The organism is Photorhabdus akhurstii (assembly GCF_018448925.1).
Lineage (GTDB): Bacteria > Pseudomonadota > Gammaproteobacteria > Enterobacterales > Enterobacteriaceae > Photorhabdus > Photorhabdus akhurstii.
Genome location: NZ_RCWE01000035.1, coordinates 1 through 17,037, shown reverse-complemented (window position 1 = coordinate 17,037; position 17,037 = coordinate 1). Strand labels below are relative to the sequence as shown.

Here is a 17,037-nt window from a genome sequence, read left to right as displayed (position 1 = left end):
ATTATTTTAAATATGTGAAGTTGTTCAAGTGTTTTAACCGAACAGCATTATTTCTTAGGGATTTGGCATTTTATTTTTATTTGTGATGCAATTTCTAGAGCATATGTCATTCACACTAGCGGCCAATTCAGTATCACAACGCAATCATTGTAATTATTCTTGGTGCCGTTTTCGGCGCCGATAGTGGCTGTCCCGGGTTTTCCATCAAGGGTATTATAGGCATAACGGAGCTTGCAGGGTTTACCATCGCCTTCAATCTCAATACAGATTTTGCCTGTACCGGATGTATAGGCTTTAGTCGCCATCAAGTTATCTGTTCCTTTTCCGGTTAATGTATCTACCAGAAGATTGTCAATATAGACTTTTACTGTTTGCCGATGAATATCGGTATTAGAATAGGCTGTCAAACCAAATCGAATACTTTGAGGTAACTGGAAACAGTGTTTACCGGTGTCATTGGCACCACATGTTCCGCTACAGCCTCCATTATTTCCTCGGTCACTGCCTAATAAATCGATGTCAATCAATACCGCTGCTTGAGCTGTTTTGAAGATCCCTCCGGTATAAGCAGAAACAGGAACAATGTCATGTGCAAGAGTGTGTGATTGTGGATAAAATCCGATATGCTGATCCTCTTTGAGGAAATCAATAAAAGGATTATTTTGATGAATTTTTCTCCATGTAGCAGCATCCAGGTTTTTACTAAATGCTGGGTATTTCTTTGTTATTTCCCATCTGTCTGAGATAGATTTTCGCTTAATCGTGTGTGAGTTCACGGCATAATCAATGCAATCACTGCCTTTAAAGAAACAAACGCTACTTGTTGTTAATTCTATGGCCGCATCTATCCCATTTTCGAATTCGGTTCCTTCCAATCCGGGCCATCCCTCTGCAATAAATTTTGGGCCATCAGTGATTTTGGCTGTCGTTATGTTGAATTTAAGATATTGAGATCCTTTAAAAAAATATAAATAACCATTTAAATTAATCACATCATCAATATGTCTTTGAAACTCGATAGGAAGATCGGGCCAATCATTACTGATAGGTTGATGGTAGTTTGTATCTGGTATATTTAATGTGTCATTAAATCTGGCATTATCTGCATTAAGGAATAAATAGACATATGGATTCATTAATATATATCCTTCATGGTTTTTAGGTTTGTCATTGATTTCTAATGTTTTTTAAATCTACTATTTACAGATAAAATATAGCAATAATGATATTAAGGCTATTTGGTAAAACAGAAAAATTCACGCTATGAAAATTAGTATAAAAGATAGGCTATGGCAATGCTATATATTAATAGGTTATTTATTGATTTGATGATGTTGTTTTTTTGCAAAAATTCAAATATATACTATGAGGTAAGGCTTATATTGTGCAATTAAATTTCAAAACACTATTTTATATCTATATTTAATTTCTAATTTTAACAATAACATATTAACAATATATTAAATTGATAATGTTTTCATATGAAAAGCGGCATAATACCGCTTTAATGTATTAGTGATTTCTTGTAGTGAAATTAATAGAGTATTTTAAATTAATTCGCCAGTGGCCAATTCAATACCACTACGCTGTCATTGTAATTATTATTGGAATCATTTTCGGCGCCAATAGTGACTGTCCCCGGTTTTCCGTCAAGAGTATTATAGGCGTAACGGAGTTTACAGGGTTTGCCATCCCCGATAATTTCGATACAGACTTTTCCTGTACCTGATGTATAAGCTTTGGTATAGGTTCCTTTGCCGGTTAATGTGTCTACCAGAAGATCGTCAATATAGACTTTTACTGTTTGTTGATGGGTGGTTGTATTAGTGTACGCTATCAGACCAAATCGAATACTTTGAGGTAGCTGGAAACAATATTTTCCGGTGTCATTGGTGCCGCATGTTCCGCTACAGCCTCCATTATTTCCTCGGTCACTGCCTAATAAATCGGTGTCAACGGATACTGCTGCTTGGGTTTTGTTGAAGGGACCTCCGGTATAATTAGAAATAGGGGCAGGTCCATAATCAATAGCATTTGATTTCAGATTAAACCGGATATAATTACCTCCTTTAAAGAGGTCAATGCGAGAATGTATTCTCTGTACAGCCGCATCTAGATTGGTGCTGAATGCTGTGTATTTCTCTGTAATGCCCCATCTGTCTGAAATAGAGTTCCGTTTAATCGTATGTGAATTCACAGCGTAATCGATACAATCACTGTCTTTGAAGAAACAAACAATATTTGTTGTAAATTCTGTAGCTGCATCTATCCCATTTTCAAATTCGGTTCCTTTCAGTCCGGGCCATCCATCTGCAATGAATTTCGGCCCATCAATCACCTTAGCTTTTGCGATATCGAATTTAACATATTGCGAGCCTTTAAAAAAATATAAATAACCATTTAAATTAATCACATCATCAATATGTCTTTGAAATTCGATTGGGAGATCAGGCCAATCGTTACTGATAGGTTGAGGGTAAGCTATGTCTGCGCTTTTTAATGTTTCATTATATCTAGTGTTATCTGCATTAAGGAATAAATAGACATTTGAGTTCATTAATATATATCCTTCATAGTTTTTAAATTTGTCATTGATTTTGCGTATTTGTTAAATTTACTGCTCATAGGTAAAATGCATTAATAATGATATTAAAATTATTTTTCGAAACAGAAAAATTTACGCTGTGAAAATTAATATAAAAGATAGATTGTGGCAATGCTATATATTAATAGATTATTTATTGATTTAATGATGTTGTTTTTTTGCAAAAAAATTAAATATATACTAAGGGATGAGAGTTATATTATGCAATGAATGTGTAAGACACTATTTTGTATTTATCTTTGATTTATTTTGATTGTAATACATTAAAAATATATTAAATTGATGATATTTTTATATAAAAAGCGGCAAATAATACCGCTTTAATGTATTAATGATTTCTTGTAGTGAAATTAATAGAGTATTTTAAACTAATTCGCCAGTGGCCAATTCAGTACCACCACGCTGTCATTGTAATTATTATTGGCATCATTTTCGGCGCCAATAGTGACTGTTCCCGGTTTTCCGTCAAGGGTATTATAAGAGTAACGGAGTTTACAGGGTTTGCCATCCCCGATAATCTCGATACAGACTTTTCCTGTACCGGATGTATAAGCTTTAGTATCGGTTCCTTTGCCGGTGAATGTATCTACCAGAAGATCGTCAATATAGACTTTTACGGTTTGTTGATGGGTGGTTGTATTAGTGTACGCTATCAGACCAAATCGAATACTTTGAGGTAGCTGGCAGCAATATTTACCGCCATCACTCGTACCGCATTCTCCGGCGCAATTGGAGGGTTTGGTAACCGGGAGGCAAGGATCTTTAACTTGTGTCATTTTCCACAGGCCGGTATAGGGCTTACGGAGGTTATTAGCAGAAGTATATACATGACATACCGTTTCAGGGACGCCAACCCAACCATTAGTATCAAGAAAGCCTCGGGTTCCCCATCGGTTATATAACGTAATGCTTTCATCTTCTTTGATTTTCCCGTCAATAGATGGCATATCAGAATAAATAATCCACTCTAATGTTTCTGGGCGGATATTTTTATCTGATGTGTGTATCGGGTATATTTCACCTTCTGGAACTTGTTGACTTGATGATGAATAATGACCTAAGTAGCCACCATCACATTGATAAAGATTGTGGAGTAAAATAGTATCGTTGTTAATAACTTCACTGCCGATAGGTTTTCCCGTTCCTGATTCAATTCGCCAGAATGTTCCGGCTTGAGTGGTGGTTATCACAGTATATTTTCCGTCTGGAATACCACTCGTTCCATATACACTAAGATATCCGCCATCCCAGTTTCTGAAACTATTTAATATTTTTACGGTATCGCCATATTTAAGTATATTCGCCATAATTTCTCCAGAAAGTTTGTTATCTATTTCTAATCGTTGATATATCCCTTGAAATTGTTCTGAGCTCACCCTATTACCACTCAATAATCCTTAAGTTGAGCCATTGTGATAAGCAGGAGGGCTTCACTCTTGTGGGGCTTGGTAGGGATAGCAGTAGCGATAAATGCCTACGGATTGAGTATCAATCCTAATGATTATTCGGTAAAGGCAGTGCCTTTGTGACTTACTTCTAACAATGAATTAGACTGCTGAAATTGTTGTTGCTTGACTATGTTACTTTACCATCATCAGCCTCATTCCAAGCTTGATTACGCCGTGCATTCACTGGATGATACAACGGTGCTTTTTTTTGCTCTGCATGTGAGGTAAATTGCTCACTATGTCGATGAAATTTAAGCCAACAGGAATTGGGATTCATAATGTCGAAGTTAATTGGAAATAATCAGGTAGTTGGAACTAATAATATAGTTGTTATTGCGATGATTGTAGCATTAGTGCAATTTATTAATGCATTAGAGTACATGATGGTCACGCCGCTTTTTGTTTATATGTCGAAAGATTTTCACATGCCGGTTACGATGGCGGGGGTTGTTGCTGGTGTTTATGTCTTCTCCTCGGTATTTTCTGGCCTAACATCCTTTTTCTTTATTGATCGCTTTAATAAAAGAAAGGTTCTCATTTTAAACACCCTGTTTCTCGGTTTAATTACGTTCCTGACGATTTTTGCTTCGGAACCTTACCAACTTATTCTGCTACGTATCATTGCCGGTCTGTTTGGTGGTGTGACATTGGGAGTCGGCATCGGGATCTTACTTAATAACTCCCCGGAAAGTATGCGAGGAAGGGTGTTGGGCATTGCGTTTTCATCTTTTTCATTCGTTAGCATTTTAGGTATACCATTGTGCTTATATTTGGCCGAGAGTTTTCACTGGAAAGTCTCTTTTTTACTCATCGTTATTTTATGTGTAGTGAGTGTGCCTCTGATCCTCTTCTTTATTCCAGGCGCAGAGAAAGTAAAAAATAGTCAGAACAAAATTGTGCTAACCAAAAAAATAACGTTGGCCGGGATGGCAAGTGGCGTCAGTAATTTTAGTCCTTTCATGCTTATTCCGATACTTGCTCCGCTATTAACAAATGTGTTTTATATCCCGGAAAATCAGGTTTCACTGGTATTCTTTTGCGGTGGTATTGCCTCTTGGTTAGGCACTTATTTAACCGGGAAACTTTGTGATAGATATCCGCCTCAGAGAATTACCATTGCCGCGGCGACTTTATTTATTGTTAATATCTTTCTAGGATTGACGGGAAAAGTAGATGGATACGTTTTCTTCTCACTTTTTATGTTCGCGACTTATGTACAGGTGATGGCTGCAAACGTGTTGGCTTCTTATGCTTCGACGCCTGAAAATCGTGCGGGCTTTGGTGCCCTCCAGATGGCATTTTCCAATTTGGGCGCCGGTGTGGTGTTTTTCTTCTCCTCTATTTTCTTAGACGGTAAGGAGATTATTGCTGAGAATGTGCGGCCTATTTTCATACTGACTATGGTTAGCGCCCTGATATTACCTGTATATGTAATGAAATTAGCTCAAGTGATGAAAAGAGGGACGAAAAATTTAATGAATAATGCTTAGCGTAATAATTAAGGAGAAATAACGACAGATATGTGATCTAGCCTTAATGGTAAAATAGAGATTTTGCGCTATATTTGAATTTAAGGCTAATCATTGATATAAGAAGACAGAGGTGATTAGTAATAATTAAATGTTGTTTGGAGTGTAATGTCACTGGAGGAAATTAATATTATAAGGATAATTTTGGTCAATGCTGGATGATAGTGTGCGAAAGGATGAAGTTATTATAAATCCTATCATAATTATTATTGAACTTATTAATTGATATAGGTGGGTAAAATGGAACGAAAATCAAATAACGCTCAGAATAAACCAGCCATGAATATTATCGCGGGAGTGACAAATATTAAATCTATTTATAATAAAACGCCTTGTAAAATTGTCATTGAACATGGATATGTTGCCAGGAAAAATTTTCATGTGGATAAAATGTCTGAATGGCATGGCGATTTATGGGCGCCCTGGATAGGTGATAAATATGAACCTAATAAAGCAATTCATATCTATACTGAAAGGGGATTGAGATCTGAATTCAGATTTAATATTTGGATATTTCAGGATTATTGGAATCCACCAAACGAAAATGCAGTTAAATATTCCATAAATAGGGAATTTACTTACGATGATGCATTAGAGATCCCTGGTAATAATCGAGGTGGTGGAAATAAAATCCTAACGCTGGAATTTAATGATAATGATATTAATTTGGAAATGATATAGCGTTATAAGATATTGAATATATCGGGTAACGTTCTGTATCAAATAGACATCTGTTGAAATGACAGCATTTCTTCGCGTGTTGTTCGGCATTTTTAATTACTCTATTGATGGTTAATCTTGTTGACTATCAAGTGAGTTTTTATTTGAACTAATAACTAACTTATTGAAATGCTGATACGCGTAGAAATCGGTTATATCTCTAATGATTAACTCCAAAATACTTATATTATTAAACTATTTAATTTATTGATTATTGTAATAAAGTGTCAATTTGTTGAAAAGAGAGGGATGGTGTAAATCATTTGTCATGTATGGCATGTGTGTTAATACGCTTGTTAATGGAGATTTTTATATAAGTCATCATGTAATTAATAATCAATCTCATTTGAGAAAATAAGATCAAATAAAGTCGTGAAACAAAAATAACAATTATCCGATGTTTATTGCATATTATTACTGTTTGTTACAAATTGTTACAATTTGTAATAAATTAAAAGTAAAAAATAGTAACAATTATAATTGGTTATGAAATGTCATTAAGAATTTCCTGAATTTTGTTTATTTTTATTTAATTAAATCTTGTTTAACTTCTGTTGATGTTTGCTCTTTTATTATCTATGTAAGCTTAATTTTTTCTTTGTTGGATGTTATCTAACATAATTCCTTCATTAGAATGAGTATAAATTGAGGTTGTTTGCATTGGTTGATTTTGTTAAGTCGTTCGTCAGTTAAGGTGCCATTATTCGTTCCCTCATATTGGGTGTCTGTCTAATTATCGATTCGTAACTATCTGATAAAGCGTGTTATTCCGTGAAAATATCATGCCATAACCATGATGTTTTTATTCTATTTTTGCTAGTAAGGAGTTATCAATGACTGCAAGTTTTCAAAATGAAGTTCCTAAGTCGCGTATTAATATTAAATTGGATCTACATACCGGTGGAGCACGGAAAAAGGTTGAGTTGCCGTTGAAATTGCTGGTCATGGGTGATTACAGCAACGGGCAGGAACAACGCCCGCTTTCGGAACGGGAAAAGGTTTCTATAAATAAAAACAATTTTGACAGTGTATTAGCTGAGTTTAACCCTGCGGTCAATTTGACAGTGGAGAATACCTTGGCCGGAGATGGGAGAGAAGAAAATATCGCTTTCATTTTTCGGCAAATAAAGGACTTCGAACCTGAGCAAGTGGCGCGACAAATTCCACAACTGCGAGCGTTGCTTTCTATGCGCAATTTGTTGCGCGAGCTGAAATCCAACCTACTTGACAATGCCGCCTTTCGTCGAGAATTGGAGCGTATTCTCCAGGATGAAATGTTGAGCGATAAACTGCGAGCTGAATTGGCAGCGCTAATGCCGCCAGACAGGTCGCCGCAAGACAGGTAATGGTCACATTATTTTCACGAGATTTAAGTAAGGGCATTTGAATGACTGTACAAGAGCAGGCCACATCTTCTATGGCGACGGCAAACCATCATGCCGGTGGGGTTTACTCGTCTTTGTTTGAGAAGATCAATTTACGTCCGGTGGAGCGATTAAGTGATATTGCATGCTTTCATAACAGTGACGCATTGGCGAGCGTGACGGAAGATGAACGGGTGACCGTGGCTGTTAGCGTTCTTCTCGATCTGCTGCAAGCCTCCGCGCAAAAAGTGGCCCAGTTGGATAAAGCATTGCTGGATTTTGAGATCGGCAAATTGGATCGCAAAATTGGCCGCCAACTGGATGTGGTGATACATCAACCGGAATTCCAGCGAGTAGAATCTGCCTGGCGAGGTCTAAAATTTCTGGTGGATCGAACGGATTTACGCCAGAACGTCAAAATTGAAGTATTGGATGTGGCCAAGGATGATTTGCGGCAAGATTTTGACGATACCCCGGAAATTGTTCAGAGCGGTTTCTATCGTCACGCTTACATTCAGGAATATGACACACCAGGCGGCGAACCGATTGGCGCAGCGATTGCCGACTATGAATTTAGTGCCGAATCGCAGGATATCGCCTTATTGCGCAACATTGCCAAAGTCGCGGCAGCGGCGCATATGCCATTCATTACTGCTGCTGCGCCAGCCTTTTTTGGCAAGAAGAGCATGGATGAAGTGGCGGTGATGAAAGATATCGGTCACTATTTTGAACGCGCCGAATGCACCAAGTGGAGAGCTTTCCGCGACAGCGAAGACGCCCGTTATATTGGCCTCACTCTGCCAAGAGTGTTGGGACGTCTGCCATATGGCCCGAAGAGTGTGCCGGTGCGAACGTTTAATTACACCGAAGAGGCAAAGGGGCCGGACCGCAATAAGTATTTGTGGACCAATGCCGCTTTTGCTTTTGCCGTCAATATGGTCAGGAGTTTTGTCAAAAATGGCTGGTGTGTGCAGATCCGCGGTCCGCAAGCCGGTGGCGCTATCACCGATTTACCGATTTCTCTCTATGATCTGGGTACTGGTTATCGGGCTAAGATCCCATCAGAAGTGTTGATCCCGGAAACCCGTGAGTTTGAATTTGCCAATTTGGGCTTTATTCCGCTCTCTTACTACAAAAATCGCGATTACGCCTGCTTCTTTTCGGCTCACTCCACGCAGAAGCCGGCGGTGTATGACACCGGTGAAGCCACGGCCAACAGTCGCATTAATGCGCGTCTGCCCTATATCTTCCTGCTATCACGCATTGCCCATTACTTAAAGCTGATCCAGCGGGAGAACATTGGCAGCACTAAAGATCGGCGTTTGCTCGAAATTGAACTGAATAACTGGGTCAACACACTGGTAACAGAGATGAATGATCCGACTGACGACATGCAGGCATCTCATCCGCTGCGTGAAGCACATGTGGTGGTTGAGGATATTGATGACAATCCGGGATTCTTCCGAGTCAGGCTGTATGCGGTGCCGCACTTTCAGGTGGAAGGGATTGACGTCAATTTATCTTTGGTTTCTCAGATGCCGAAAGCGAAATCGTAATCATTTTATTGGGAGTTATGATGAAAATTCTACGTCCTCTCTGGATTGAAGACGCCTTTTTAGCCCCTCAACAATTTCAGCAACAAGCGCGTTGGGAGGCGCTGACTAACAATTGTATTGCCCATCTGGGGTTGATTCATCCCTGGGGAGTGCTTGATATTCGGTTTGATCAGGAAGCACTGCGCTTAAACCGCCTGAAAGTTCAGCATCTCAAAGCCCGTTTACAGGATGGGACGCTGATTGATACTGATTATGCTGACAATCTGCCCGCGGCCTGTGATTTACAGCAGGCGGCGCCGGAGGATATGCGTACTGTTGAGGTATTGCTGGCGTTACCGCTGGAGCATGCCAATGGCGGCAATTGCCGCCAGAGTAGTGAAAGTGTGGGGCCGGGACAACCGCCGCTACGTTATCAGCAGGAGTGGGTTGAGATACAGGATAAGTACGGCGATGGGCGTGAATCCATTGCGGTCGAGCGCCATGCGATTTCCCTACGCTTTCAGCATGACCAAAATGAGGCTTATCTGACATGCCCATTGGCGCGTCTGGTTCGTGACGGGCAAAACGGTTGGATGCTGGATAACCGTTTTGTTCCGCCATTGCTCTCTTTTGCGGCTCATCCTCCGTTGCTGGAACAGCTTGATCTGTTGTTGACTCAGCTACGTGCTAAGCGTACCCGTCTGATGGGAATGCGCCGTGAAAGCCATCAACGCATGGCGGATTTTGCTGTCGCGGATGTATCGCTGTTCTGGCTGTTGAACGCGCTTAACAGCTATGAACCGGTGTTGAATAATTTTAAAGCCGCGCCTGCACTGCATCCGGAAATCATCTACCGTGAACTGGTGAAATTAGCTGGCGCATTACTGACGTTTTCACTGGAGAGTGATCTCGACGCGATCCCTGATTATCAACACAACCAACTAAGTGAGGTTTTCCCGCCGCTGATCCGGCTTATCAGCACATTACTTGAGGCGAGCCTGCCATCAAGGGTGATTTCCATTGAACTGGAAGTGGTGCGTGAAAATCAGTGGAGAGCATCACTGCATGACAGGCGATTGTGCGAAGAGGCCGATTTCTATCTCTCTGTGCGATCGTCAATGCCGGCTCACCTGCTACAAACCCAGTTTCCGCAACTGTGCAAAGTGGGGGCGCCTGATGATGTTGAGCGACTGATTAACTTGTCACTGAGCGGCATTCCTTTACATCCACTCAGCCATGTACCGGCGGCGATCCCGTTGCGGTTGGAAAACCAATATTTTGCTTTCGATCTGAATAATCCAATGGCTAAAGCCATGCTGGAGGCGGGAAGCTGCGCCTTCTATGTGCCCGGTACGTTATCGGGCGTTCAGTTAGAACTGTTTGCGGTGTTACGTACATGAACAAAGAAATTTCAATTGATGACCTGATGCTTGACATTGGAATGTTAGTGATTGCGCTAAAAAGCGGTAATAAATCGCTGCACGGAGAGGCGTTATATCAAAAAGGGGTTGAATTGGTAGACGCGGCACGGCAGCGATTAAGTACAAGCAGCATCAGCGAAGAGAACATGGCTCACATCATTTATGCCTTGTGTGCGTTGCTGGATGAAACCGTACTCAGACGTCCTGAGCGGGATAAAGGCTATGAAACCTGGTCGAAAACGCCGTTGCAGACACGATTTTGCAATAGCAACCATGCGGGAGAACGGTTGTTTGAACGTATACGTCAAGTGCTGGATCAACCACAGCCTTCGCGGCTGGTATTAGCCGGTTTCCAGCGCGTATTGGCATTGGGCTTTCAGGGCGGCGACTTGGAAAAGATCTCTCAGGAACGCCAGTTATTACTGGATGTATTGACTGATCGTGCCGGTGTGATGGTGGTGCAACCTTATCAGATGATACGTCCCAATGCAGACCGTCATCAGGACCGATGTTGGCATGCACGCTCTCCGTGGGGTTGGGGATGCTTGGCCGTAGCCGGAGTAACTTTGGTGTGGTGCGGTCTGCGTCTCTACCTTCAACAATATTTGTCTGTTGGATAAGGCTAAGGAGAGCAAATTGAGTTGCGTACTAAAACGAGCGCTGTGGCTTTTAGCTGGTGTTCTGGCGGCGCTGTTATGTCTGTTTTTCTTGCCGCTAGGGAATGTGTCTGTTGCATGGTGGTTGGCCGCGATCTTGATGGCGGCGGCGATTGCCTGCTGGCGGGTGGGACGTCCCACATCTGGAATCTCCCATCAGGACAGTGTTTGCCGTTTGCTGGCGGCATTGCCTGCGGCTTCGTGGCGTCAGCCTGTGGTGCTAACTTGCGGAGATAACGTGGCGACGCTATTTGCGGAAGAGCCGGTACGCTGTACGCCACAGGGCTGTTTTATCTGTGTGCCGAGACAAAGTGAGATGAGCGCACTGGTAGAAGCGATTATTGCCGCCAGACCGGATTGGGGTAGGCAGATCAGCGTGCTATTAACACTCTTTCCTGAACAGCAACGAGATCACGCGGTGATGACGGCGAAGATCAGAGAATTTCGCTATCAGGTTGGCCGTGTTGCGCAACTGACCGCCTGCCATACACCGGTATTGATCGCCGGTTATCTTGATGGCGATATCAGCTCGTGGTTCGAGTTACAGGCAGACAGCCCGACAATGACGGTATGGGGAGAAAAACATGCCGCTGTTGGGATGAATATCTGGTTGACCGAAGGGGATGCACAGCAACGCGCCGCACGTTTGCAACAAACGATTGCGGCGGCGGCATGGCAACGCTGGATGGTAGAAAACATCTTGCATGAATGCCGATCACAGGAGCTGGTCAGTCGGCCTTGTTACCCGATAGCAATGGCGCTGACGTTTTTGCCGCAAACGCCGCAAGCAAACAACTTGTGGACGAAATGGCTGATCGACCGTACTACTTTACCTCGCATTAGCCACAGCATGGCTGAGGCGGAGAACGTACCACCATTTCCCGATGCCATGTTACGCCTGTTGCCACATTATGTTGGTCATACACCGCATCGACGAGCGGTCATCTGGGGCATCGGCTTGCTGAGCGGATTTGTCTGTCTGGCATTGGTTTCCAGCGCCTGGAACAACTTGCGCCTGTGGCGCCAGATACGCAGTGATTTACAGCATTATCAGGTCGTTGACGTAAAAGATCATAGCGCGAAAGTTCAGGCTTACCATCAACTCAAGCTTGATGCGACATTGCTGGAGAAATATCAACGTGATGGCGAACCAGTGCGCTTAGGGTTAGGGCTTTATGTAGGCGAGCGCCTTTATACGCCGCTGATGGATGTGATCAATCGTGCAGTGTTACCGGTATCTCCGCCTCCTGTGCCGAAGAGCGGCAAACCGTTGCCGCAGACATTGAACCTGAGCAGCATGTCACTGTTTGACGTTGGACAGTCACGTCTTAAGCCAGACGCGGCCAAAGTGCTGGTCAACGCATTGATCGACATTAAAGCTAAACCGGGCTGGATGGTGATGATAACGGGCCATACTGATTCAACCGGAGATGCCGCAAAAAACAGCGAGCTATCACTGGCGCGAGCCAAAGCAGTACGCGATTGGATATTACAAACCAGTGACGTATCACCGACTTGTCTGGTCGTAAAAGGTGAAGGCGCAACGCGGCCGATTGCTGCCAATACAACCGCTGCGGGGCGTGCTGTCAACCGTAGGGTTGAAATCAGTTTAATGCCGCCGAGCGTAGCCGCCTGCCAACGGCCGCAAAGAGAAACACGATCTTTGGGAGCACATTGAATTTCGCGATCAGAAAATCACTTGGGCTGATAAAGACGTCAGCACCATTCACTCTGATGTTTGGGAACACAATCAGACCAACGCGCTAACAGGCTGCCATGCGTGGGTATGGCGACTCTTTAAGCAACTCTTTTAATTCAGCGGATGAAGTGTTTGTAAACGTAGAACTGGCTAGGGGAACCTCGCCAGATAGATAAATTTTTACCTGAGAATGGGGGCTTGTTGAATGCCGCCTAACCTCTTAATGACAACTGGAACTTTAATATGGATACCATATTTACTGCACTATTGTGCCGTTTAAACCCCTATTGCGCGCAGGCATTAGAAGCTGCCGCTGCATTTTGCCAGACACGGGCACATGCTGAAATCACGGTGGAACATTGGTTGCTCAAGCTGCTTGAAGGCGGCGAAGGCGATATTACGGTGATTGCTCGACGTTATGAGTGGGATATGGATGCGCTGTGGCAGTCGTTGCTGACGACGATTAACCGTTTGCCGCATAGCATCAATCAACGCCCGCGATTATCAAGCGACCTGTGTAGTTTGCTACAGGTTGCCTGGTGTGTGGCTTCGCTGGAAGAGGGTAATGAATCGATTCGCTCGGTGCATCTTTTGCAGGTACTGCGCGGTCAACCGGCTTGGTTGCGTACCCATCATGGCTGGCCGTTACTCAACCTGAGTGTGACGCAACTACAACGTTTGCGCCCATTGCTGGATCAACAATCGGACGAACGCCCGGAGATACAGGTTGCGGCATGTCTGACGACGGATAGATCAATCGCTGAAATTGAGGATAACGACACAGATAACTATGCGCTAAATTCCCAACCATTATCATCCGCTTTGCAGAACGTATTGGACAAATTCACGCTGGACATCACAGCCAGAGCCGCTGAGGGTGGCATTGATCCGGTATTTGGTCGCGACAGTGAAATCCGCCAGATGATCGACATCCTATCGCGTCGGCGTAAAAACAACCCGATTCTGGTGGGGGAACCGGGAGTAGGGAAAACCGCGCTGGTGGAAGGATTGGCCCTGCGTATTGTTGAGGGCAATGTCCCCGATAGCTTAAAAACCGTCAGCGTGCGGATGCTGGATCTGGGCTTGTTGCAGGCAGGGGCGGGGGTAAAAGGCGAATTTGAGCAGCGACTGAAAAACGTCATTGAAGCGGTGCAACAGTCACCAACCCCTATTCTGCTATTTATTGATGAAGCGCACACGCTGATTGGTACCGGTAATCAGGCGGGGGGCGCTGATGCGGCTAACCTGCTGAAACCTGCGCTGGCACGAGGGGAATTACGCACGATTGCCGCCACCACTTGGTCGGAATACAAACAGTATTTTGAACGGGATGCCGCACTGGAGCGACGTTTCCAGACGATTAAAGTCGATGAACCGGACGATGAGACAGCTTGCCTGATGCTGCGTGGACTGAAAGCGCGTTACGCTCGTTATCATGGCGTACATATTCAGGAAGATGCGGTGAAGGCTGCTGTTGCCTTATCTCGCCGTTACCTGACTGGGCGACAGCTACCGGATAAAGCGGTAGACCTGCTGGATACCGCCAGCGCACGAGTCAGGAGGAGCCTGGATACGGTACCGGAGGCGTTGACGCGACTCCTGTCCCAATTGACCGCGCTTGAGATAGAACAACAGGCGATACTGGAAGATATTGCACTGGGGCAATGCCATCACTCGGACCGTTTGGCACAAATTGAAATGCAGCGTCATGAACTGTGCCGACAGCAACAACAGCGGGATAAACAGTATCAACAGGAAAAACAGCTCACGCAACAGTTGCTCGATGCCCGGAAGGACATCAGCCGACAGCATGATATAGCCCTGTTGAGACAGCAACTGGCGACACTACAACAAGGGCAGCCGTTACTATCGTCGGATGTTGATGTGCGTTCCGTAGCGACAGTAATCGCTGATTGGACAGGCGTTCCATTAAGTAGCTTGTTGAAAGACGAACAGACCGGTTTGTTGCATTTGGAGCAACATTTAGGGGAGCGGGTTATTGGTCAGGAGGCGGCGTTACGGGAAATCGCCCAGCGTTTACGTGCCGCTAAAACCGGATTGACGCCGGAACAGGGGCCATTGGGCGTATTCCTGTTGGTTGGGCCGAGTGGGGTAGGGAAAACCGAAACCGCGCTGGCATTGGCGGATAACCTGTTTGGCGGGTCGCGTTCACTGATCACTATCAATCTATCGGAATATCAGGAACCGCATACGGTGTCTCAACTTAAAGGCTCACCGCCAGGTTATGTCGGATATGGTCAGGGGGGGATCTTAACGGAAGCGGTACGTAAACGCCCATATAGTGTGGTGTTATTGGACGAAGTTGAAAAAGCCCATCGTGACGTCATTAACCTGTTTTATCAGGTATTTGATCGTGGCTTTATGCGCGATGGCGAGGGGCGCGAGATCGATTTTCGTCATACCGTAATCTTAATGACCTCTAATCTGGGCAGTGATCAACTGATGGCGTTATTGGCGCAACAACTTGACGCCCCGAATGCCGCGTTGCATGAACTATTGCATCCGATGCTGCGTGATCACTTCCAGCCGGCTTTGTTGGCTCGCTTTCAGACCGTGATTTACCGCCCGTTACAGGCAGATGCGCTCAGACGTATTGTTGAAATCAAACTGGAACAAGTTACTCGACGTCTTCATCGCCATTATGGCCTGACTTGCACGGTGGAAAGCAGCCTGTGCGATACCTTGGTGAATGCTTGTCTGTTGCCGGACAGTGGAGCGCGCAATATCGACAGCCTGCTTAACCAGCAAATATTACCGGTGTTATCACAGGCGCTGCTGGAACGTCTGGCCCATCACAATAAACCTGCTGGCGTGACGTTAGGTTTCGACGAAGAAGAGGGGATCACCCTTGCTTTTATTGATGTTGAACCGGTCGCTTCATTGGATATCGAGGAAAAATAAGTAATGGCTGAATGAATTTGTATGAAACTGCACATAGGGTTCGGCCCTATATCTGATGGAATAAGAAGTTCGCACATAAAATAACGTGGCATGTCGCCCGAATGAAAAGGTATTAAAAAGATGAAAGTAAAAAATGTAACGATAAAAAAAGAGGGGAGATTATTGGGTGACGAAGCAACGACGGGTACGCCTTCTCTTCCTGAAAAACACAATTGGTTGGCGCGTAAATGGAAATGGATGACTATCTGCTTTATTCCGGTTTTCATCGTCGGTGCATTTACGATTGTCATGGGCGTAATGAAATCTTCGGAACCCTATAAGAAAGCTTTATCGCTGGCACAAAGTAATCCTATTGTGAAAAATATTTTAGGCCAGCCAATTAAAACAGGATGGTTTGTTTCTGGCAGTGTTAACGAGAGAGAGGCGGAATTGGACATTCCTATAAAAGGAAATCGGTCTGGCGGTACGGTGCATGTTGATGCAAATAAGTATGCAGGACATTGGCGATATAAAAATATTACTGTTCAACCTGATTCAGATGGGCAATTGATCGATTTACTGGCTGTCGATAATCCCATGCAATAAAGATGATGTTCTTTGTATAGTTGCTATTAAAACGCCTTTGAGCCGATTTAATTTCATTGGAAAGTCATGAGAATCATGCTTAAAAGAGAAAGTTAAGCGACGTAGAGTCAATGGTATTTTATGATGTTTTATAACGCATTGTTTTATCTGTGTAATTTTTAGGTTATTTCAAATGTTTTCTGTAAAATTATGGTTTGGATACATCAGGTCGCGACAGTGGCGGATAATTTTTTGTGCGGCGGGCTTAATCGGATTGGCCATCTTTGGACTGCGGTTATTACTCTTTGATTATCGGCCGGAGATATATCACTTTTGGCATCAAGAGCGACAATCTATTGATAGAGAGTGGCAAACCTGGGCCAGCCGATATATGCCTGTGTTGCACAATAATGTATTTTTACCGGAGAAAGCGATTGCTACGATTATCTTGCAGGATGAAGCAGGATAATCGCTGCCTTGAATTAGGATTGAGTTATTATCTGTGATTATTTTGGGTAATGAAATCTATTCTCATTCGCATTATCTAATTGAGAATCATTATTTTTTACCTCGA

The 17,037-nt window shown here is 43.6% G+C and carries 13 protein-coding genes; 10 read left to right on the top strand and 3 right to left on the bottom strand.

The annotated features are described in order from the left end of the window. Positions 1–110 precede the first annotated feature (110 nt). From EAE93_RS21860 to EAE93_RS21850, 3 genes are all read right to left on the bottom strand, one after another. Complete coding sequence (locus tag EAE93_RS21860; RefSeq protein WP_214040567.1) at positions 111–1,136, bottom strand: fucose-binding lectin II; 1,026 nt, start codon at positions 1,134–1,136, stop codon at positions 111–113. Between the two features lie 416 nt (positions 1,137–1,552). After that, positions 1,553–2,557, bottom strand: a complete 1,005-nt coding sequence (locus EAE93_RS21855; protein ID WP_036809622.1) for a fucose-binding lectin II — start codon at positions 2,555–2,557, stop codon at positions 1,553–1,555. Positions 2,558–2,973: 416 nt separating this feature from the next. After that, positions 2,974–3,912 (bottom strand): fucose-binding lectin II, encoded by a 939-nt coding sequence (locus tag EAE93_RS21850; RefSeq protein ID WP_214040566.1) that lies wholly within the window; start codon positions 3,910–3,912, stop codon positions 2,974–2,976. 419 nt (positions 3,913–4,331) lie between these two features. On the opposite strand from EAE93_RS21850, the gene EAE93_RS21845 reads away from it, so the two are divergent. The 10 genes from EAE93_RS21845 (at position 4,332) to EAE93_RS21800 (ending at position 16,932) form a co-directional block, all read left to right on the top strand. Then, positions 4,332–5,543 (top strand): MFS transporter, encoded by a 1,212-nt coding sequence (locus EAE93_RS21845; RefSeq protein WP_110086306.1) that lies wholly within the window; start codon positions 4,332–4,334, stop codon positions 5,541–5,543. Positions 5,544–5,822: 279 nt separating this feature from the next. After that, a complete protein-coding gene (locus tag EAE93_RS21840) occupies positions 5,823–6,263 on the top strand; it encodes a hypothetical protein (RefSeq protein WP_036809616.1) in 441 nt (146 codons plus the stop codon). Between the two features lie 872 nt (positions 6,264–7,135). Continuing rightward, positions 7,136–7,648 carry a type VI secretion system contractile sheath small subunit gene (tssB, locus tag EAE93_RS21835; RefSeq protein WP_105399198.1) on the top strand — a complete coding sequence of 171 codons (513 nt, stop codon included), beginning with the start codon at positions 7,136–7,138 and terminating at the stop codon, positions 7,646–7,648. 41 nt (positions 7,649–7,689) lie between these two features. Then, the gene (tssC, locus tag EAE93_RS21830; RefSeq protein ID WP_110086304.1) at positions 7,690–9,222 is read left to right on the top strand and encodes a type VI secretion system contractile sheath large subunit; all 1,533 of its coding nucleotides are present in this window, start codon (positions 7,690–7,692) and stop codon (positions 9,220–9,222) included. A gap of 20 nt (positions 9,223–9,242) precedes the next feature. Further along, a complete protein-coding gene (gene tssK, locus EAE93_RS21825; RefSeq protein ID WP_214040565.1) occupies positions 9,243–10,601 on the top strand; it encodes a type VI secretion system baseplate subunit TssK in 1,359 nt (452 codons plus the stop codon). Next, positions 10,598–11,242: a type VI secretion system protein TssL, short form gene (gene tssL / locus EAE93_RS21820; RefSeq protein ID WP_214040564.1), complete on the top strand. Its 645-nt coding sequence runs from the start codon at positions 10,598–10,600 to the stop codon at positions 11,240–11,242. Before tssK ends, tssL begins: the two co-directional genes overlap by 4 nt. Before the next feature lie 16 nt (positions 11,243–11,258). Continuing rightward, positions 11,259–12,956, top strand: a complete 1,698-nt coding sequence (locus EAE93_RS21815) for an OmpA family protein (RefSeq protein WP_214040563.1) — start codon at positions 11,259–11,261, stop codon at positions 12,954–12,956. Between the two features lie 264 nt (positions 12,957–13,220). After that, positions 13,221–15,899 carry a type VI secretion system ATPase TssH gene (gene tssH / locus EAE93_RS21810; RefSeq protein ID WP_214040562.1) on the top strand — a complete coding sequence of 893 codons (2,679 nt, stop codon included), beginning with the start codon at positions 13,221–13,223 and terminating at the stop codon, positions 15,897–15,899. 120 nt (positions 15,900–16,019) lie between these two features. After that, positions 16,020–16,484 (top strand): cytochrome c oxidase assembly factor Coa1 family protein, encoded by a 465-nt coding sequence (locus tag EAE93_RS21805; RefSeq protein ID WP_105399203.1) that lies wholly within the window; start codon positions 16,020–16,022, stop codon positions 16,482–16,484. Positions 16,485–16,656: 172 nt separating this feature from the next. Next, complete coding sequence (locus tag EAE93_RS21800; RefSeq protein ID WP_214040561.1) at positions 16,657–16,932, top strand: hypothetical protein; 276 nt, start codon at positions 16,657–16,659, stop codon at positions 16,930–16,932. The last annotated feature ends 105 nt before the right edge of the window (positions 16,933–17,037 follow it).